The following is an 18,689-nucleotide window of genomic DNA, read 5'->3' as shown; positions in this document are numbered from 1 at the left end:
GCATATCATCCTCAGCAGTTAATGTCAATAACTTTTTAAAAGTTATTTTAATTCCTGTTGTTCTTTCGAAGATAATAATTTTGTTTTGTCGTTTTCAGCGACGGTTAATAATATACCATATTTTAAATTATTGTGTCAACAACAAATTGAATTTTTGTGTAGAAAACTTTAATCCAGCTAAAAATAAGACTGGAACATATCAATTGCACTCTGTCACATAGCCAAATCATGAAACATTCAAACTTTCAAAATGGCTACTGGAGCTAATACACATTATGTTCCTATTATGCAACTAAAAAATCCGAACGATAATAAATTCTCATAGAATTCACATCAACGTTCGGATTTTACTTTTATCATTTGACTTTTATCTAACTTAGTTTCAAGCCTATTTATTACGCATTTGTGGGAATAATAGCACATCTCTAATAGATGGAGAATTAGTTAACAGCATCACTAATCTATCAATTCCTATACCTAAGCCACCAGTTGGCGGCATACCATACTCTAGAGCTTCTAAGAAATCCTCATCCATTTCATGAGCTTCGTCATTACCTTGCTCTTTCTCCTTGACTTGTGCTTCAAACCTTTCCCTTTGATCAATAGGATCATTTAACTCAGAGAATGCATTTGCATGTTCACGCCCAACTATAAATAGTTCAAATCGATCAGTAAAACGTTCATCGTCTTTATTTTTCTTAGCTAAAGGTGAAATTTCAAGAGGATGACCGTATATAAAGGTTGGCTGTATCAATGTCTCCTCCACCTTTTGTTCAAAGAATTCATTAACAATATGGCCGTAAGTCATTCCTTCTTTAATTTCAACACCGTGTTCATTGGCTAAAGCTATCGCATCTTGGTCAGACATTTTCTTCCAAAAGTCTACACCAGTCTCTTCTTTAATAGCATCCACCATATGAAGTCTTGTCCATCGAGGTTCTAAATCGACTTCATACTCCCCCCCATACATTATTTTAGTAGATCCCATGACATCTTTAGCAAGATGCGCTACAAGATTCTCTACAAGCTCCATAATATCGTGATAATCTGCATATGCTTCGTATAATTCAATCATCGTAAACTCTGGGTTATGTCTGGTCGATACACCTTCATTCCGAAATACTCTTCCTATTTCATATACTTTTTCCATACCACCAATTACTAAACGCTTTAAGTGTAGTTCAATTGCAATTCGCATATACAATGGAATGTCTAATGCATTGTGGTGTGTTTTAAATGGCCGTGCTGATGCTCCACCTGCAATCCCATGCATCATAGGCGTCTCCACCTCAAGAAAACCTCTCTCATCCAAGTAACGACGCATTGACTGAATAATCTTACTGCGAAGGACAAATGTATTTTTGCTGTCCATGTTTGTTATTAGATCCAGATATCTTTGACGATAACGTTGCTCCACATCTTTTAAACCGTGAAATTTCTCTGGCAACGGACGTAATGCCTTCGTTAACATCGTAAACTTATCCGCCTTAACTGAAAGTTCCCCAACATTCGTTTTAAAAACCGTACCTGTAACTCCTACAATATCACCAAGATCAGCAGATTTAAAAATTTCATAAGCGTCATCTCCAATTTTATCTTTACGCACATATAATTGAATTTGACCACTTAGGTCCTGAATATGAGAAAAGCCCGCTTTACCTTTGCCTCGCTTCGTCATAATTCTCCCTGCAACTGTTGTTTTAATTGCTTTCTCCTCTAGCTCTTCTTTTGAGAACTGCTGATAGCTCTCTAACAGATCCTCCGCAAAATGAGTACGCACAAATTTATCTCCAAATGGATCGATACCTTGTTCGCGGTAATTTTGCATTTTTTCCAGTCTCACTCGCATCTGTTCATTAAGTTCTTCGCTCATTCTGTTCACCTCTTATATAGTTAAATAGTTATACCGTCTGTCTCTTATATCAAAAAACTGCCAGCATCGTACTGGCAGCAATACATTCATAAATAGTATAGAAAAGGAATGCTTACATGTCAATAAGTTCAAGCTTAAAGGCACGTTTGCTGATTGTTCTTATTCTTGCAAATGATAAGACAGCGCACCTTCTGTGAAATCAGTTAAAGCCGGCCATCGCATATAGATATTGGCGGGATACACATTATTAGCATCTGCAAATTGCACAGTCATTACCAATAATCGTGTGAAACACCAAAAATTTATTTTTCCCTCGGTTGTAATTCTTCAATCGATATTTGAAGACAGGCAGCTATTTCCTCCAGGTTTTTTGCTGATGGCTGTCGCTTATCTCTTTCCACCTCCCCCCCCAGATAAGAAACAGATAGCCCTAATTTATCTGCAAATTCAATCTGTGTATATCCCTTTAGCTTCCGAAAGGCTTTGATTCGTTTACCCCCCCAATTGTTTGCTTCCATCTGTTGACCCCCCCTTTTTTATCCTGTGCAGGTATATGTTTTAATAATTCTGAGACATTACATTGTTGATCCGTTATATATAATTGTTCACTTAGTTCCGCTAAAGGAATTAATACAAATGCCCTTTCATGTAATCGAGGATGTGGTAACCTCAATCTTTCTGTTTCTATATTTTCCTGATTATAATCTAAAACGTCAAGATCGATTGTCCTTGGGCCCCATCTTATATCACGCTTTCGTCCTAACTTTCTTTCAATTGCTTGGCACACATCTAATAAAAGATGAGGCTCTAAATCAGTTATAATTTCCAAAACCATATTTAAAAATTGTCCTTGCTCCGTATATCCTACTGGCTCCGTTTCATAAATGGACGATTGTTTCAAGACTTCAACATTTGGATGATCGGATAATATATCAATTGCCTGATGCAAATAATGGAGTCTCGGTTGAATATTAGATCCTAATGCTATATACGCTTTGTTCATAATGACTGCTCCCGGTAAATTTCCACTGCAACTGATTGATAATGTCCTGGAATTGGTGGATCAGGCTTAATCACTTTTACAGTGCACGCCTTTAGCAAATTAAAACGGGAAAGTAATACCGTTGAGAGCTCCTCCGCAACCGCTTCTAATAGATTTTTAGACGGACCTTCCAAGACCTCCCTGGTTAATTGATAAACATATCCATAATCTATAGACTGATCAATATCATCTGATTCTCCCGCCTTTTTTAGATCCACCTCTAACATTAGATTGACAAGAAATCGTTGTCCCAATTTCTTTTCTTCGGGGAAGACTCCATGAAAACCATAAAAAACCATCTCATTTAAATAAATCTTATCCATTTCGCTCACCACCCTTACCTAATAACTTATCCATCATTTTTACCATTCGTACATTCATCTCTACATTATGAACGCGAACAATTTCACAACCCTTCATCATTCCATAACATACGGTTGCTCCTGTTCCTTCGTCACGTTCATCAACAGGTAAATTCAACGTTTTCGCTATAATAGATTTTCTCGAAGTTCCTAATAATACAGGGTAATCTAACTCTCTCAGCCTGTCTAATTGTTGCAAAGTCTTTATATTCTCTTCATAGGTTTTGGCAAATCCTATACCGGGGTCAACGATAATCTGTTCTGCTTTAACTCCTGCATCTAGCGCTATTTGAATACTTTCCTTCAGATCTGTTAAGATATCATCTATCAAAGAATAATACATAGGTTTTTCCCGGTTATGCATCAAAATAATTGGTGCTTCAAACTCTGCAGCCACCTTTGCAATTGCTGGCTCCCTTTTGGCTCCCCCATATATCATTAATAATAGATGCACCAGCTTCAAGAGATAATCTCGCTACTTTCGATTTAAAGGTATCAATAGATATCGGGACCGTTACTTCCTTAACAATCGCTTCTATAACTGGAATAACCCGCTCTAATTCCTCTTGTTCGGTTACAGGTGTATGTCCAGGCCTGGTGGATTCCCCACCAATATCAATAATATCTGCCCCCCCATCAGTTTCCAACTTTTTTGCCTGTCGAATGGCATGATCGATCTCGTTATATTTCCCACCATCAGAAAAAGAATCTGGTGTAACATTAAGAATTCCCATCACCAAAGTTTTATTTGGATAGTAATAGTTCTTTAATTTTGTGCACAACCATTTTTCCATGATATCCGTCCTCGTATACATAAAAATTAAATAATGTTCATAACAAAAGATTATAACACATATAAAGATAAAAAACGACCACCTTTTCAGATGGTCGTTGAGTTTACCGCTACGTTAACTGTCTCGCGAGAGTCCCATCGCAGGGAAAATCCCACTTCTTTTAAAAATAAAAGTTTTACAACCGTCGCCAGTTCCTCTTTTTATTCCTCATCAAATTGATAAAGAGGAGTAGATAGATAACGCTCCCCCCCGTTACTAGGCAAAATGGCAAGCACTTTTTTTCCTTTGCCAAGTTTTTGAGCTACCTGCTTCGCCGCATAAATGGCAGCACCTGAGGATACTCCGCCTAAAACGCCGTCTTTTTTTGCGGCTTCTCTAGCTGTTTCATATGCCTGATCATTTGTTACCGTGATAACTTCATCATAAACATCTGTGTCTAATACTTCTGGCACAAATCCTGCTCCAATCCCCCTGGATCTTATGAGGACCAGGTTTACCACCAGATAATACGGCTGAATCTGCTGGTTCCACCGCAAAGATTTTAATATCTTTATACTGATTTTTCAATACTTTACCTGCACCCGTAATTGTTCCACCTGTTCCGATTCCAGAAACAAACGCATCTAGTTGATCACCCATTTGTTCCACAATTTCTTTACCTGTTGTACGAGCATGTGCAGCTGGATTTGCAGGATTATTAAACTGTTGTGGCATAAAATAGCCGTGCTCTTTCTGTAATTCAGTTGCTTTTGCAATTGCACCTTTCATGCCTTCCGCACCTGGTGTAAGAATTAGTTCTGCACCATATGCCCGCAATAGGTTACGCCTTTCCATACTCATTGTATCAGGCATTACCAGAATCGCCTTATACCCTTTAATTGCAGCAATCAACGCTAAACCAATTCCAGTATTCCCACTAGTAGGTTCAATGATAGTATCCCCATCTTTTAGAGTACCATCCTCTTCTGCAGCTTCCACCATCGCTAATGCAATCCTGTCTTTTACCGAACTACCAGGATTTGCATATTCCAGTTTTACATAAATCTCAGCACTTTCCGGATCTGCTGTCCGATTCAACTTTACAATCGGAGTGTTTCCAATAAGTTCCGCAATATTTTGAGCTACTTTCATTTCAGTTCCTCCTCAATTCCAAGTAATATAATTGGTTTTATATACAATGTACATGAAACTGCCTACATTTGTCAACTTGTAAATCTATGACTTATTACTCTTTATACAAGAAATCAACTTCTAATTGATTCCATAATTGAGATCCATCTACTTCTTCAGTCGTTTCAGGCAATGCTATATCCTGTTTCACTTCTTGAAATGCTTCATCATAATTTAAATTGATGGCAGGAAGATGTTGATGATGGAAAATTATTGCATACTCATTCCCTACCTGAATCGGACTACTATATGTCCCTTCTTCCATGGAAGAAGCTGTTTCATAATACACCTCAGGAATAAAACTGCTCGTCTCAGAATAATACCCTAAATAGCCCCCCCCTTGATCAGCCGTTTCTGCGTCAATTGAAAACTCCTTAGCTACTTTCGAGAAAGACTCTTCTTCTAGCTTTGCTATCGCATACTCCGCTTCCTCTTGGCCGGACACTAAAATATGGGACAACTGGACTGTATCATCAAATTGATATTGGTTTTGATAGTTATTGTAATACTCTTGTATTTCAGATGCAGAAACAGAAATATCTTTCGTTAATAAATATTGCAAAAAATAACGATACTTAATTTGTTCGGTCCATTCTGTTATTTTTTGCTCGCGCTTCTCTTTAGATAATAATCCTTGCATCACCATCATTCTTGCTATCTCGCGTTCTACTATCTTAGGCTCTATTTCGATATCTTCCCGTTGGCTAATTGGAAGATAACTTCCTTGTCAATCATTTCATTTAAGACTTGTTCTCCATGCTTATTAATCAGCTTTGCCATCCAATCCTGATACATAATCTCTTCTTTTTCAATTTCTGCCAACGGTTTATTACGATCTATTTTATTATTGTTACTTAGTATATATGCATCTTCGTTATTTTTTCCTGATAACAGAAGAATTGTCGTTAGATTTGTTATGAGTAATAGCAAAATAATAGACCATAATACAAGACGTGATATCTTCAACTATTACTCCCCCCTAATGCGTCTTTAAAGCTTTTAATTCATTAATAGTAAATGAATATGTTTCATTACAAAAATGACAAGATGCCGTAGCGCCATGATCTTCGCGAATCATCGCGTCGATCTCCTCATTTCCTAAACCCTGAATGGCAGTTTCTAATCTCTCTTTGGAGCAAGGGCAGGAAAATTCCACTGGAGACTTTTCATGAATTTTTAAATGGTCTGCACCTATAATAGCATCTAATATCTCTTCAGGTGTCTTTCCGTGTTGAATCATAGTTGAGATTGGAGGAATCTCCGCAATACTCGCTTCTATTTTAGTAATCGTATCTTCAGAAGCATCAGGCATCATTTGCACAATAAATCCGCCAGCAGCTAAAATGCTGTGATCAGGATTGACTAATACACCAGCACCAACAGCTGACGGAACCTGCTCTGAATTTGCTAAATAATATGTGAAATCCTCACTTATCTCTCCCGAAATAATTGGTACTTGTCCTGTAAAATTTGTTTTCAAGCCTAGATCCTTTACGATACTAAGTGTGCCTTCTGTTCCTACTGCTCTTTTCACATCTAACTTACCTTGTTCATTTGTCTCAAAATCAACGTGGGAATTGATGCAATAGCCTCTTACTTGTCCTTTTGCATTCGCATCAGCAATGATCGCTCCCATCGGGCCATTACCTTCCACCTTTACCGTTAATTTATCTTCGCCTTTGAGCATAGCTCCTAGCATGGTGGTTATTGTAATCGTCCGTCCAAGGGCAGCAGATGCGGTCGCCCACGTATCCTGTCTTTTTCTTGCCTCTTCCACCGTATTTGTTGTACGTATTGCGTAAGCTCTCACGTCCCCCCCGTTGTACCCGGTTGCCTTTAGTAAATAATCATCCACTCTATATCTTCCTTTCTCTTAAAAAAAATCTTGCTCGTTCTGTTTATATATCTCATACAACCCTTTTAAAGTTAAATAAGGATCGACAATATCGATCACAGAAGAATCCTTAGCTATCAATGTTGCTAAGCCTCCAGTAGCAATAACTTGGGGCTGTCCACCTGTTTCCTGTTTTATACGATTCACTACAGCATCTACTTGTCCCACATATCCAAAATATACACCCGATTGCATTGCTTCAATCGTAGAATTACCTAATACTGCTGCCGGTTTCTTTAATTCAATCTTAGGAAGCTTTGCAGCATTTTGATAGAGTGCTTCTAATGAAATATTAATACCAGGTGTAATAACACCACTTACATATTCGTCCTGATTATTAATATAGCAATAGGTGGTGGCTGTACCAAAATCAATAATAATACTTGGCGAACCATATTCTTTAATGACGCCCACTGCATTGACGACTCTGTCAGCACCTAATTCTTTAGGATTAGGGTATTTCATTTTTAAATAAGGGTTCACCTTATCGTCCCCAATTATCATCGGACTGCTATAGAAGTATTTATCTGCCATTCGTTGAAGGGCGAATAGAATTGGTGGTACTACAGATGAAATGATTATTCCGTTAATGTCAGAAAAGGTTAACCCTTCATGCTCCAACAACGATTTAATAAACATGGCATATTCATCTTCGGTTTTGTTCTTATCTGTTTGCATTCGCCATTGATAGGTTAACTGTCCATCGCGAAATACGCCTAAAACTGTATTGGTATTTCCTACATCTAATACAAAAATCATAGTATCCTCCGCTATATTTAATAATAGTCATTGCTTATTTTCATATTGTATAGCTTGCAACCCTCTGCTCGCAAGTTAATTGATTAAACTCTAAAGTCTCCCCCCCATTTACCCATGATATCAAATCCGTATTCATAGGACTAATTAAGTAAATATATATTCTATATAATAAGGAATGATATGCGTAAAAACCACTCCAGCTTGTCCACTTTCCTTTCCACGGGTTTCTCCTCAGCTAACTTCGGCAAGCCAAAGTGGATCTTCGGAGAAAAACATCCCGTAGGAGTGAAAGCGAACGCCTGCGCTGTTGATTTGCTCCTGCGCATTATCTTCCTACTATCCAATTAAAAAAGCCGAACAATAATAAATTCTCATTAGAATTCGCATTATCGTTCGGCTTTTACTTATTTCAAGTCACTTTTGTCTAAGTCTCTTGGGTGTTATTGTTTGTCTTTATCTTCAGAACTATCTGTTGGTGTATCTTTGTCTTTATCAAAATAGCTGTCAGAGTCCTTATCAAAGTAACTTTCCTCAGACTTTGACTGGATGTTTACTTTTAGATCAGAAGATTTATCATCTTCCGTATCATCAGCATCGTCATTTTCTTTGTTTTCAGGAGCTTTATCTTCTCCTTCTTGTTTAAAAACAACAGGCTCTGGTAATACTCCATCATCAAATAATGACTTAATCTGTTTCGCATCTAACGTTTCTATTTCTAATAAAGTCTTCGCCACAAGTCTTAGCTTATCTTGATTTTCTGTTAGAATTTGTCTAGCTCGCTCATAAGATATATTGATAAGGTTTTGTACTTCTTTGTCAATTTCAAATGCAATCGCATCACTATAGTTCTGCTCATTTTGCATATCTCTTCCTAAGAATACCTGGCTATTGGTATTACCGAATTGTATTGGACCAATTTTATCACTCATACCATATTCCATTACCATCTTACGAGCAATTCCGGTGGCACGCTGGAAGTCATTATGTGCACCTGTACTTACCTCACCAAAAATAATTTCCTCTGATACACGACCACCTAATAGACCTGTGATTTTATCAAGCAATTCTGGTTTTGTCATAAAGTACCGATCCTCACGTGGTAACATCACAGCATATCCGCCTGCTTGCCCACGAGGTACAATTGTTACTTTATGAACCATATCTGCATCATCTAATACCATACCAATAATGGTATGTCCACTTTCATGATATGCTACAATATTTCTTTCTTTTTTAGAAATAACTCGGCTTTTCTTAGCTGGACCTGCAATAACACGATCAATTGCCTCATCAACATCTTCCATGTCAATTTGCTTTTTGTCATGTCTTGCTGCGACAAGTGCCGATTCATTTAAAAGATTTTCTAAGTCTGCACCAGAGAACCCTGGAGTACGCATTGCAATTGTCTTTAACTCCACATCGTCTGCAAATGGTTTGTTACGTGCATGTACTTTTAACACATCTTCTCGCCCTCTTAAGTCTGGACGATCTACTGTAATTTGACGGTCGAAACGGCCTGGACGTAATAAGGCTGGATCCAGGATATCAGGTCTGTTTGTTGCAGCGATAATGATAATTCCCTCATTTTCACCGAAACCATCCATCTCTACTAGCAATTGGTTAAGGGTTTGTTCACGTTCATCATGTCCCCCACCAACACCAGCGCCACGTTGACGGCCAACTGCATCTATTTCATCAATGAAGATGATACAAGGTGCATTTTTTTTCGCATTTTCAAATAAGTCACGAACACGTGATGCACCAACACCAACGAACATCTCAACGAAGTCAGAACCACTGATAGAGAAGAACGGAACTCCAGCTTCACCTGCAACAGCTCTTGCAAGTAATGTCTTACCTGTACCAGGAGGACCTACTAATAAAACCCCCCTTTAGGAATTTTAGCTCCAATAGCAGTGAACTTACGAGGATCTTTTAGGAAGTCTACTACTTCCACTAATTCCTGTTTCTCTTCATCCGCACCTGCTACATCACGGAAACCAACCTTTTTCTTTTCTTCATTATACATTTTTGCTTTACTTTTGCCAAAGTTCATTACTCGGCTTCCGCCACCCTGAGCTTGGTTTAGTAAAAAGAAAAACAGAATGAATATAATAACAAATGGAATCATGGTTGTCAGGAATGTAACCCATCCACTTGGTTGTTCCTCTTCTTTCACATTTAATATCCCTTGGTCTTCGGCAGTTTGTTCTACACTTTCCACAATACCTGGACTATTAAGAATATTAGTAACAAAGCTTTTGTCCTCAGCTTCTAATTCCCCCAACAATGCGTATTACACCATTAGCAGGGCGCATTACCATTTCCTTAATTTCGTTATTTTCTAATGCTTGCATGAACTCACTTACTTTTAATTCCTCAGCCTGATTATTTTGGCTGCTGAATACTGATATGATCCCTATTACCACTAAAAATATTAAAAAATAAAGGATCACATTACGAATAATCCGATTCATTGCCTACCTCCTCCCAAAACGAGAAAACTATAGTAAATAGTACCATATAAAAACACACTATGACAACTAATTACAATCGACTAACCATAAATTTTTTATTATTCTTCTCCACCATATACTTCTGGTTTTAAAATTCCGATATATGGAAGATTACGAAATTTCTCTTGATAGTCTAATCCATAACCAACTACAAATTCATTTGGCACATTAAAACCTGCAATGTCAGCCTTAACATTGGCAGTTCTTCCCTCTGGTTTATCTAATAGAGTAACAAGTTTAATGGATTTTGCCTTCCTGTATTTAAACAAGTCCACCAGATAGCTTAAGGTAAGTCCACTATCAATGATATCCTCTATTATTAAAATATCGCGACCTTCTACTTGTGTATCAAGATCTTTTACAATTTTTACTTCACCAGAAGAACGCATTTCATTGCCGTAACTAGACACATCCATAAAGTCCATTTCTAAATGGGTATCAACGGAACGCAACACATCAGACATAAAAGGTAAGGCTCCTTTTAATACTCCTATTGCCAAGGGATATTTACCCTGATACTCCTCTGTTAACTGCTTGCCTATTTCTTGACACTTTTCTTTGATCTGTTCTTCAGATATAAGCACTTCTTTGATTTCGTCATGCATCATGCTGCCTCCTATTCCTTCCTATCCGTTGATGTCAGAATAATATACTTTCCTATTGCACTTTTTCCTTTGATTTCAGCCTTCTTCAGACCAACCAACCACAATAGTGTGCCATCAGCACCAAACACTAGTGGCCAACTGTCTCTTTTATAAGCGGGTATTTTCTCATCAATAAAAATATCCTTTACTTTCTTGTGCCCCCCCTTTAAACCTTTTACATACATTCGATCACCTGGCTGTCGTACCCTGATACTTAGCGGCAGCAATGACTCGCATTCTGCTGGAATATGTAAAGTATGATGGTCTTCATCGGTATTCTCCAAAGTATAATTTATAGTTAACTTAGAACCGTCTGTTAGAGTTATTATACTTGGAATCTTTAGTAACTGGTGATTTTTCCACTCTTCCTTTACAGGTACCGGGAAATAGAATCGCACCTCGTCGTAATTTTTGGTTACCTTTAATGATCCCGGGAAATCCAACGACACATTACTTTTCTCTTGCCTTAATAATGAAAAAAAATCTGCTTCATGTTGATAGGTGATATCCTGCGAAAATTCATGATACAGACAGTTTAATATTAGATGAAAGGCTCGTCTTTGTAAAGTAATCGGGTATGTGACAAAACCGTTTATATCAAAAAAGGCGACTTCTCCTGTAAAGTTGACAGTTTCCTTCACCATTTCATACGCCTTGGTTTCGAGATAGACCTGATCTTCTGCAACACGTTCCGTTAACATTTGTACATGCTGGTGGACATGATGATCTTGTTCCTTCAATAAAGGTAATATCTTCAAACGAAAATAATTACGAGTATATACAGTGGATTGGTTAGAAGGATCTTCTCTTGGAATAATCTGATAGTCTTGACAGAAATGATAGATTTCATCTTTAGTCAAGCATAAAAAAGGTCTAATAATGTATCCATTTGACATCTTTCTTTTTACTGGTATCCCTTTTAGTAATGAAGGATTAGATTGTCTGACTATGCGCATTAGTATGGTCTCAATCTGATCATCTCCATGATGTGCTAACGCCAATAGGTCTGCCTTCACTTCATTCATTGTTTCTTCAAATGCCTGATAACGCAAAGATCGTGCTGCAACTTGGGTGCCTTCCTTTAGTGCTGCTTTACGTTGGTTTACATCCACTTTCTTCGAGGTAAAAGGCACGTTCCATTCCTGACAAACACTCTCCACGTATTTTACATCACTCGCTGATTCTGCACCACGCAAGCTATGGTCAATCGACACAACCATGATTTTTAATTGCCAGGATTGTTGGATAGATAATAAATAACGTAGCAGCAATAAAGAGTCTGCACCACCCGACACCCCCCCAACTAAGACGGTTGCACCATTATGTAATAATTGATGTTTTTGAATAAATGGTAAAACTTTATCATCAAGAATCGTTTTTTTCAAGGACCACCCCCCCCCATCCATTTTCTTACCCACTATTTAACATACTATGTACAAAAAACCTTTTATCACATAAATAATGTAACATAGAGATAGCAAACTCCTCCAATAGTTAATATACTCCCAATTTCGATAAAAGGATAATATCCCTCATGCTGCTTTTTGGGTTTAGCCAAAAGAACTCTTCGGTCCATTTTGTCTTTCTGCTGAACAAAATAGGTTAATATAAAGTCCTTTACCTGATTAGCATCTTTGATAGAACCGTCAATGAGCATTAGTAATAATGGTTTTAATGGTGCTATATCAATAGCCTGATTTATTTTGGTTTGTAAGGTTTTCTTCGGATTACTTCCCCTTGTAAAGCCATTAGGATAATAGACTCGTAAAATGATCATAGCTAATGCGAACAAGTCGTAGCCAGGTTCCGCTTTTCTTGATCCATACTGCCAATACGCTCGATCATAAAATTCTGTATATTCCTTGATTGCCCTTCCACGTAATGTGGTACCACCTACATCCACCCACCTTAATCGTGCGGGTTTTCTTGTTACGATTAAATTCTCTATTTTTAAATCTCCAAAAACATAGCCTTCATTATGCAATACCTGTAAGTCTTTCGCAAAGCTAATCAATAAGGATACTAACCACTCATGCCATTGCGCCTAATAAAATCATGGAGCGTTTCACCGGAAATATATTCCATTACATAAAAGGAATATTGATAGCCATCAGATGTTTCATAATCATCGACATCTATCAAAGAAGGTCCAAGGTGATAACCTTGAACCGATTGAAATGCCTTTAAGACATTCACTTCTGAACTGATCGACGTACTTTGTTTACTCATCTTCAGGCAACTTGTCTATTTGCATATACACACAAATAAACAGAGCCTATTGCACCATGACCTAACTCTTTAACTACCTGATAGTTACGATGATGCCATTTACCAGCAATGATTTGCCCTTTTTTTAACAGGATATCAGGCTTCTTCGATGTCTGTGTAATCATCTTTAATAAATCTCCTTCGCAGCGTCTTTTTACCGAATTGATACATCGCTTCCTTTAGAGCCGGACCTGTCGGTGTAATGCCACCACTAGTGATTTTGGCAAAAATGGTGGAAATCGATTCAAGCTTGGATGTCCAGTCTACCAAAAGGTGAATCGATTTTTCCGGCCTGGAAATTGGTAGACAGCAAAACGACTCCGTCCAATTCGCGCATTCATACTAATCGAAAGATCGATTAAAGCTTCTTGTACGGTCGGTAATTTATTCGTCATACTGGCACTGGTATCAACCAACACTAACACTTCCAGATCACACGTCTCACCTAGTTCATCTACTACCTCCATTACTTCTCCACGTTGATCTGGGGGGTAATTCCTCCATCGTCTTTTCGTTACCAAATATTTGTTTTAATTCTTTGTTTACAACCCCCCCCTGTAAAGTTTCATTCATGGCTTGCTTGGTAACGGTCTGAACAGTCTGTGCAAGCATTTCCCGATAAACAATCTGACTAACTCCCTGTCCGCAACTCGCAATTTCTTCCACTTCTTCTAATCCTTCCGGCTGCTCCGATTGCTCATCTTCCAATATTCCAATAACATTTACAGTAATCCCTTGTTCGGCAACGATACTAGCTATATGTGCTGGATTTTCCCCCCTGATTAGAACAACCATCTGTAATTAAAAGTATTTGTTTAAGAGTCCCTGTATGCACGTTACAATTCCCTCCTGCTATTGGTCCTGATTTTGTTAGTAAGGATCGCCAATAATCAGAGAGTTTATACCTGTTTTCCCAATTTCATTAACTGATATCTTCCCTTTCAAAATGACGAAATGATCGAATTGGTGCCCACTGTGGCTGGTTTTCATTTATTTGAGCAACCAATACCGTCATATCATCTTCTATTTCCCCCCCTTTTTGTGTACGAATCACTTCTTCTAATAGAAGATCTGCCATCGCTTGTGGCTCTTTGGTTTCCATTTCTAACAGTTTTCGTTTTATCCACATATCCACATTTTCAATTTCCTTTGGTCCTTCAAAAATTCCATCACTCATCATAATTAAATAATCCCCCAGCCTTTAATTGTGCACTGACAACATCTACCTCTACTTCTTTTAAAATCCCTATCGGCAGATTGCTAGCTTCTATTTTCTCAACTGAATCATGGCGCAAAATAAAACTCGGTGTAGAACCAACCTTTAGAAACCGAACGGCTGCATGATGTAAATCAATCATCGCCAAATCCAAGGTTGCATAGATCTCTTCGTTAGTTCGTAGAGCTAATATAGAATTTATCGACTTAATGGCAACTTGTTCATGTAATCCAGATTCAAGAATTTGTTGTAACAATCGTAGTGTTTCTGTACTTTCCTCATGCGCTCGGTCCCCGTTCCCCCCCATTCCATCACTAATCGCTAAAGCGTACTTTCCCCGCCCCCCCTAAATCCATCGATTTGAAGCAGTCACCTGAAACAAGGCCACCTCCTTTTGCTGCATGGGCAACCCCCCCGGTATCAATGACAAATTTTCGAGCAGAACCAAACGTAAAAAAGCTATGTCCCTTCGCTAAAGGAGATAAATCTTCTGTTACTACAATCACGGTTTCATCAAGGATATCAGATAAAATTGGTGCGATGAGCTTTGCTGCTTCTCCATGGTAATGCTGAAATAAAATGACCATTTCTATATCGATGTTGCCTTTCTCCAGACGATAAATATCTAACTTCTCTAATTCGATACCCACATGCTTCAAAGCGGCCACTATTTCAATTTCTTGTTGTTCATGATTTTCCTTCTCCTTTAATATTTCCATCGCGAAGTTTTCCATTACTTCTGATACACCTTCCAATTGATCAGCTACAAAGCGCCTGCTTTCAAGAACTTGCTTTTTTAATTGCTGGTTAGCCTGAAAGAAGGATAATTCCTGTTGCATCGTATCCATCACCTTCTTTGATTTAATGCAGTGATTTTCAAATTGCCTGTTCGTAATATTATTTAATTGATTATCGACTTCCAATTGATCTTTCACATCTCGCATAAGCTGATAAGTTTTATCAAACTGCTGCACCCAGCACGATTCTTTCTTAAAGCATGTTTGACATGTTTTTTCTGTAACGTTGCTCAAATAATAATCTATTTCTAATTCCTCTTCCTTTAGTTGAGAGGACTCGGTCTTAAAGCTGAGAGAGAGTGCTTTAAAGACATTGGAAAATCGCTCCACGCGATGGGCAGTTACATTGCGAACCTTTTGCAAATATTGTTCTTGTTCATTGGTATGCTCAATGGTTCCAGGAATATATTTGGCAACCTGCTTAATCCATTTGCTTGGTGTAATAAAAAACAGCAAAATTGCAAAGACAGATTCCAATAAAGCTACTGCTAAAGTTGATACAGTATCACCATATAAACTTACTAATAAAGTACTAATTAAAAGTCCTACGCCTACTGCTAATTTTTTGCCTTCTTTTAATAAACCACCTAGCAAACCAGCAAAGGCTAACAAACTCATTTGATACATATTCGCTATATTCGCAAGACTTAGTATTAGTCCCGCCACTACACCAACCGTTGATCCAATAGCGGCCCCGCCAATTAATGAAAGCACCAAAACAAGGTATCTGGCTAGAACTTGCTCCATTTGAGCCTGATAAATTTCAACACCAATTAGTCCGGTAAGAATCGATGCTAACAAAATAATGAAACAGACAATTTCTTCATTTTTTAATAATGGTTTATATCGTTTTGGTGATAATAGTGGAATGCTTTGCATAAAAATAAGTAGTAATAGAGCTGCTAGCACCCCCCCTTCTACTAATGCGATAATCCATTCCAGATAAGTTAACTTTGTTGTCATAGCATATAAACTGATGCGGGAAACTGAAGCAGCAACAAACACGAAAATGGGCAGAACCTTTTCCGCTGCCTTAGATTGATAGATAAAAAGAGACAACACCATTAATACAGAAATAGATAGGAAAATATAGAAGCTGTGAGAAACACTGTATGTAAATGCTCCTAATAGAGAGAAGGTAATGAGAGGTAATAATTTATCTCTACGCAAAAACCATACAGCTGCAACAAACGCTATCACAAACGGCGATAGAGTTGATAAAATCACAGCTCGTCCTAATAGAAATCCAATAAGACATAGCAGCAAACCCTTCTCAACCAACAGTTTTGTCCCTGTTCGGTAAACTTTCTTCTGTAAATTCATTAAGCTAGAAGCATTACTAGCAAGAAAAGATTTTGGTTTATTTTCTGTATATGTGTTCATTTATATCACTCCTCTATCAAATTAAATCACACTTTCTTTTTATTTTTTGTCAAACTAAGGAAGCTTTCGTTCTAAAAAGTTCGACGCTATTCTTCTAAATATAAGTAATATCACTTTCTTACATTTATGACGCTTTTCAGGTACAGGCTTAATAGATCTCATTAATAAGCCAAATCACCATTTATTTTTTGTGTTTTTAATGTCGATTGTCATTCCATATTTTTTTGAATTAAAAGAGAAGGGTGTTTAAATTTGGAGAATATTTAAATTTGATAATATAGTTATATTTACTGTTGACAGATAAAGCTAGCTGGTGTATTATTTCATTTGTGTCTTTCAGGAAAGATAGATTTCAATTTAATATGGTGGCGGTGTAGCTCAGCTGGCTAGAGCGTACGGTTCATACCCGTAAGGTCGTGGGTTCGATTCCCTCCGCCGCTATACCCAAAAAGCTATCGATTATATAATCGATAGCTTTTTTATATATAATTACGAGTCACATCCGTCTTATCTCTACAACATAGACAGCAAGTGTTTAGCCTTTTCTCGCCCCCCCGCCTCCACCGCCACGTTTTGATTCTGTATGCTTTTTAAGTGTAGCTAAGCGGTCTTCAGAATCCTTTAAGAAACGGTTCATTTTCTGTTCAAATGATTCGCCTCGATCGCGGTTATTGTTTTTTGGACTTCCTTGATTTTTACGACGATTGGACGGCGGTGGGTTATCCTTTGCCTTTTTAATAGATAAACCAATTTTTCCATCGTCTCCTACATTAAGAACTTTAACGGTTACTTCATCTCCAACAGTCAAATGTTCATTAATGTCCTTTACATAATTATCGGCAACCTCACTAATGTGGACAAGACCTGTTTTTCCCCCCAGGCAACTCAATAAATGCCCCAAAATTAGTGATACCTGTTACCTTACCCTGCACCTTGCTGCCTACTTCGATTGACATAAAAACATTGCTCCTCCTTAGAATTTAAAAAAAATATGCTACACTTATATTATAGCCAGGCATTTTAAACGGTGTCAATAAGAGGGATCTTCTTCAGAAAATTTAAAGACGATTTCTCCTTCTTCCGTAAAGAAATAATTCGTTTTTGCTATTTGCAATAAATATTCTTCATCGTTTAACAGCTCAATTTCCTCTGTTAACATTTTCTCTTCTTTTTGAAGGGTTGTTAACTCATTTGAAAGCTCTCCATACTCTTGCTGCATACCCTGATATTTAGCTCGTTGATCCAAATGAAAGGTAACGAGGCTTATCATGGTGATTGCCACAATGATACCAAATAGCATTAACCTGCGATGTAGTTTCTTTTTTTTGCGTTGTTGACGCTCCATTTGTGCATCATATTGCTTTATAAATGAGTCATTTATTCGTGAAATATTATTCCGTTTCGGCATCTTCACCATGTCCTCCTTCGCAAATATTATTCATTTCTTCTTATTTTACTATAAATCCGTTTAAAAAGATGTATATATTTATGCATTTTTCCGGAAATAACTTAGATACTAACAAAACGACCGGCTTGAATGGCCAACTTATTATTCTCAGCAAGAGAATTATGAGCTGTAAAACCAGTGTGAAAACCTTTGTAATACTAACGATAAGCACTGTGATAAGAAATAGAACCGGCTTCACAATTAATAGTTCGATTGTTTTGTAAAAAAAACGATAAACCCGGTAAATAGCTCGAAAAACCATGTCGTTAACGCGACTATAGCTTGTTCAAATAAACCTTTAAACATCGCATAACCGCATATGATCGCTAAAAACACATAAAACCTTAAAACACCTTCATTTATTAGAAATAGAATAACATAAAGGATTACAGCCTGTAATAGCCAGAATAAAAATTCGAATATATACTTCCATATTATGCTAGATAACCACAACCGTTCCAGTCGCTTAAAAGTAAAGTAACTCGCTCCCAGATAAATACCTGATAATATCATAGATATCATGG

The 18,689-nt window shown here is 37.5% G+C and carries 18 protein-coding genes, 1 tRNA gene and 5 pseudogenes; 1 reads left to right on the top strand and 23 read right to left on the bottom strand.

Annotated elements, in window-relative coordinates:
• Positions 1 to 388: 388 nt before the first annotated feature.
• From lysS to spoIIE, 20 genes and pseudogenes are all read right to left on the bottom strand, one after another.
• The gene (gene lysS, locus JCM21714_RS12410) at positions 389 to 1,873 is read right to left on the bottom strand and encodes a lysine--tRNA ligase (protein ID WP_035724772.1); all 1,485 of its coding nucleotides are present in this window, start codon (positions 1,871 to 1,873) and stop codon (positions 389 to 391) included.
• A gap of 302 nt (positions 1,874 to 2,175) precedes the next feature.
• Positions 2,176 to 2,391, bottom strand: a complete 216-nt coding sequence (locus tag JCM21714_RS12405; RefSeq protein ID WP_035724771.1) for a helix-turn-helix domain-containing protein — start codon at positions 2,389 to 2,391, stop codon at positions 2,176 to 2,178.
• On the bottom strand, positions 2,340 to 2,876 hold the full coding sequence (gene folK / locus JCM21714_RS12400; protein WP_035724769.1) for a 2-amino-4-hydroxy-6-hydroxymethyldihydropteridine diphosphokinase: 537 nt from the start codon (positions 2,874 to 2,876) through the stop codon (positions 2,340 to 2,342). The genes JCM21714_RS12405 and folK overlap by 52 nt, the downstream gene beginning before the upstream one ends.
• On the bottom strand, positions 2,873 to 3,238 hold the full coding sequence (folB, locus tag JCM21714_RS12395) for a dihydroneopterin aldolase (protein WP_035724768.1): 366 nt from the start codon (positions 3,236 to 3,238) through the stop codon (positions 2,873 to 2,875). The genes folK and folB overlap by 4 nt, the downstream gene beginning before the upstream one ends.
• Positions 3,231 to 4,071: pseudogene (folP, locus tag JCM21714_RS12390) on the bottom strand (dihydropteroate synthase). Before folP ends, folB begins: the two are co-directional and overlap by 8 nt.
• 200 nt (positions 4,072 to 4,271) lie before the next feature.
• Positions 4,272 to 5,202, bottom strand: a pseudogene (gene cysK / locus JCM21714_RS12385) (cysteine synthase A).
• A 94-nt stretch (positions 5,203 to 5,296) separates the two neighbouring features.
• Positions 5,297 to 5,890 (bottom strand): peptidylprolyl isomerase, encoded by a 594-nt coding sequence (locus JCM21714_RS12380; RefSeq protein ID WP_035724767.1) that lies wholly within the window; start codon positions 5,888 to 5,890, stop codon positions 5,297 to 5,299.
• A 32-nt stretch (positions 5,891 to 5,922) separates the two neighbouring features.
• On the bottom strand, positions 5,923 to 6,207 hold the full coding sequence (locus JCM21714_RS12375) for a hypothetical protein (protein WP_035724764.1): 285 nt from the start codon (positions 6,205 to 6,207) through the stop codon (positions 5,923 to 5,925).
• A 13-nt stretch (positions 6,208 to 6,220) separates the two neighbouring features.
• Complete coding sequence (gene hslO / locus JCM21714_RS12370; RefSeq protein WP_035724762.1) at positions 6,221 to 7,096, bottom strand: Hsp33 family molecular chaperone HslO; 876 nt, start codon at positions 7,094 to 7,096, stop codon at positions 6,221 to 6,223.
• Positions 7,097 to 7,114: 18 nt separating this feature from the next.
• On the bottom strand, positions 7,115 to 7,894 hold the full coding sequence (locus JCM21714_RS12365) for a type III pantothenate kinase (protein ID WP_035724760.1): 780 nt from the start codon (positions 7,892 to 7,894) through the stop codon (positions 7,115 to 7,117).
• Between the two features lie 440 nt (positions 7,895 to 8,334).
• Positions 8,335 to 10,371 (bottom strand): annotated as a pseudogene (gene ftsH / locus JCM21714_RS12360) (ATP-dependent zinc metalloprotease FtsH).
• Between the two features lie 98 nt (positions 10,372 to 10,469).
• Positions 10,470 to 11,015: a hypoxanthine phosphoribosyltransferase gene (hpt, locus tag JCM21714_RS12355; protein WP_035724758.1), complete on the bottom strand. Its 546-nt coding sequence runs from the start codon at positions 11,013 to 11,015 to the stop codon at positions 10,470 to 10,472.
• 11 nt (positions 11,016 to 11,026) lie between these two features.
• The gene (gene tilS / locus JCM21714_RS12350) at positions 11,027 to 12,439 is read right to left on the bottom strand and encodes a tRNA lysidine(34) synthetase TilS (protein WP_052000583.1); all 1,413 of its coding nucleotides are present in this window, start codon (positions 12,437 to 12,439) and stop codon (positions 11,027 to 11,029) included.
• Between the two features lie 65 nt (positions 12,440 to 12,504).
• Complete coding sequence (locus tag JCM21714_RS21675) at positions 12,505 to 13,068, bottom strand: hypothetical protein (RefSeq protein ID WP_052000580.1); 564 nt, start codon at positions 13,066 to 13,068, stop codon at positions 12,505 to 12,507.
• An 8-nt stretch (positions 13,069 to 13,076) separates the two neighbouring features.
• Positions 13,077 to 13,283 carry a hypothetical protein gene (locus JCM21714_RS21670; protein WP_052000579.1) on the bottom strand — a complete coding sequence of 69 codons (207 nt, stop codon included), beginning with the start codon at positions 13,281 to 13,283 and terminating at the stop codon, positions 13,077 to 13,079.
• Between the two features lie 2 nt (positions 13,284 to 13,285).
• A complete protein-coding gene (locus JCM21714_RS21665) occupies positions 13,286 to 13,447 on the bottom strand; it encodes a hypothetical protein (RefSeq protein ID WP_235182821.1) in 162 nt (53 codons plus the stop codon).
• Positions 13,419 to 14,157 (bottom strand): annotated as a pseudogene (locus JCM21714_RS12340) (VWA domain-containing protein). The gene JCM21714_RS21665 and the pseudogene JCM21714_RS12340 overlap by 29 nt, the downstream one beginning before the upstream one ends.
• Positions 14,158 to 14,244: 87 nt before the next feature.
• Positions 14,245 to 14,499, bottom strand: coding sequence for a SpoIIE family protein phosphatase (locus JCM21714_RS24245; RefSeq protein WP_369403581.1), 255 nt, complete (start codon positions 14,497 to 14,499; stop codon positions 14,245 to 14,247).
• The gene (locus tag JCM21714_RS24240) at positions 14,492 to 14,845 is read right to left on the bottom strand and encodes a SpoIIE family protein phosphatase (RefSeq protein WP_369403580.1); all 354 of its coding nucleotides are present in this window, start codon (positions 14,843 to 14,845) and stop codon (positions 14,492 to 14,494) included. Before JCM21714_RS24240 ends, JCM21714_RS24245 begins: the two co-directional genes overlap by 8 nt.
• Positions 14,846 to 14,852: 7 nt before the next feature.
• Complete coding sequence (gene spoIIE, locus JCM21714_RS12335; RefSeq protein ID WP_369403579.1) at positions 14,853 to 16,718, bottom strand: stage II sporulation protein E; 1,866 nt, start codon at positions 16,716 to 16,718, stop codon at positions 14,853 to 14,855.
• Between the two features lie 367 nt (positions 16,719 to 17,085).
• Between spoIIE and JCM21714_RS12330 the strand changes: the two genes are divergently transcribed.
• Positions 17,086 to 17,159 (top strand) — tRNA-Met (locus JCM21714_RS12330).
• Between the two features lie 94 nt (positions 17,160 to 17,253).
• On the opposite strand, the pseudogene JCM21714_RS12325 reads toward JCM21714_RS12330, so the two are convergent.
• The 3 genes and pseudogenes from JCM21714_RS12325 to yabQ all read right to left on the bottom strand — a co-directional run bounded on the left by JCM21714_RS12325 (position 17,254) and on the right by yabQ (position 18,678).
• A pseudogene (locus JCM21714_RS12325) lies at positions 17,254 to 17,674 on the bottom strand (S1 domain-containing RNA-binding protein).
• 74 nt (positions 17,675 to 17,748) lie between these two features.
• Positions 17,749 to 18,126, bottom strand: coding sequence for an FtsB family cell division protein (locus JCM21714_RS12320; protein ID WP_035724756.1), 378 nt, complete (start codon positions 18,124 to 18,126; stop codon positions 17,749 to 17,751).
• A 240-nt stretch (positions 18,127 to 18,366) separates the two neighbouring features.
• Positions 18,367 to 18,678 carry a spore cortex biosynthesis protein YabQ gene (gene yabQ / locus JCM21714_RS12315; protein WP_369403583.1) on the bottom strand — a complete coding sequence of 104 codons (312 nt, stop codon included), beginning with the start codon at positions 18,676 to 18,678 and terminating at the stop codon, positions 18,367 to 18,369.
• Positions 18,679 to 18,689: the final 11 nt, after the last annotated feature.

Origin of the sequence: Gracilibacillus boraciitolerans JCM 21714 (assembly GCF_000521485.1) — a bacterium.
Classification (GTDB): Bacteria; Bacillota; Bacilli; order Bacillales; family Amphibacillaceae; genus Gracilibacillus; species Gracilibacillus boraciitolerans.
The sequence above is the reverse complement of the archived record's forward strand: the minus strand, read 5'-3'. Positions and strand labels throughout refer to the sequence as shown.

Excerpts from the sequence above, each read along its gene's own strand:
- JCM21714_RS24240 (WP_369403580.1), bottom strand. The coding sequence starts at position 14,845 with ATGGGGGGGAACGGGGACCGAGCGCATGAGGAAAGTACAGAAACACTA.
- JCM21714_RS12405 (WP_035724771.1), bottom strand. The coding sequence starts at position 2,391 with ATGGAAGCAAACAATTGGGGGGGTAAACGAATCAAAGCCTTTCGGAAG.
- JCM21714_RS21665 (WP_235182821.1), bottom strand. The coding sequence starts at position 13,447 with ATGATTACACAGACATCGAAGAAGCCTGATATCCTGTTAAAAAAAGGG.
- JCM21714_RS12380 (WP_035724767.1), bottom strand. The coding sequence starts at position 5,890 with ATGATGGTGATGCAAGGATTATTATCTAAAGAGAAGCGCGAGCAAAAA.
- JCM21714_RS21670 (WP_052000579.1), bottom strand. The coding sequence starts at position 13,283 with ATGAGTAAACAAAGTACGTCGATCAGTTCAGAAGTGAATGTCTTAAAG.
- hpt (WP_035724758.1), bottom strand. The coding sequence starts at position 11,015 with ATGCATGACGAAATCAAAGAAGTGCTTATATCTGAAGAACAGATCAAA.
- JCM21714_RS12365 (WP_035724760.1), bottom strand. The coding sequence starts at position 7,894 with ATGATTTTTGTATTAGATGTAGGAAATACCAATACAGTTTTAGGCGTA.
- JCM21714_RS24245 (WP_369403581.1), bottom strand. The coding sequence starts at position 14,499 with ATGAGTGATGGAATTTTTGAAGGACCAAAGGAAATTGAAAATGTGGAT.
- folK (WP_035724769.1), bottom strand. The coding sequence starts at position 2,876 with ATGAACAAAGCGTATATAGCATTAGGATCTAATATTCAACCGAGACTC.
- JCM21714_RS12320 (WP_035724756.1), bottom strand. The coding sequence starts at position 18,126 with ATGCCGAAACGGAATAATATTTCACGAATAAATGACTCATTTATAAAG.
- yabQ (WP_369403583.1), bottom strand. The coding sequence starts at position 18,678 with ATGATATTATCAGGTATTTATCTGGGAGCGAGTTACTTTACTTTTAAG.
- lysS (WP_035724772.1), bottom strand. The coding sequence starts at position 1,873 with ATGAGCGAAGAACTTAATGAACAGATGCGAGTGAGACTGGAAAAAATG.
- spoIIE (WP_369403579.1), bottom strand. The coding sequence starts at position 16,718 with ATGAACACATATACAGAAAATAAACCAAAATCTTTTCTTGCTAGTAAT.
- folB (WP_035724768.1), bottom strand. The coding sequence starts at position 3,238 with ATGGATAAGATTTATTTAAATGAGATGGTTTTTTATGGTTTTCATGGA.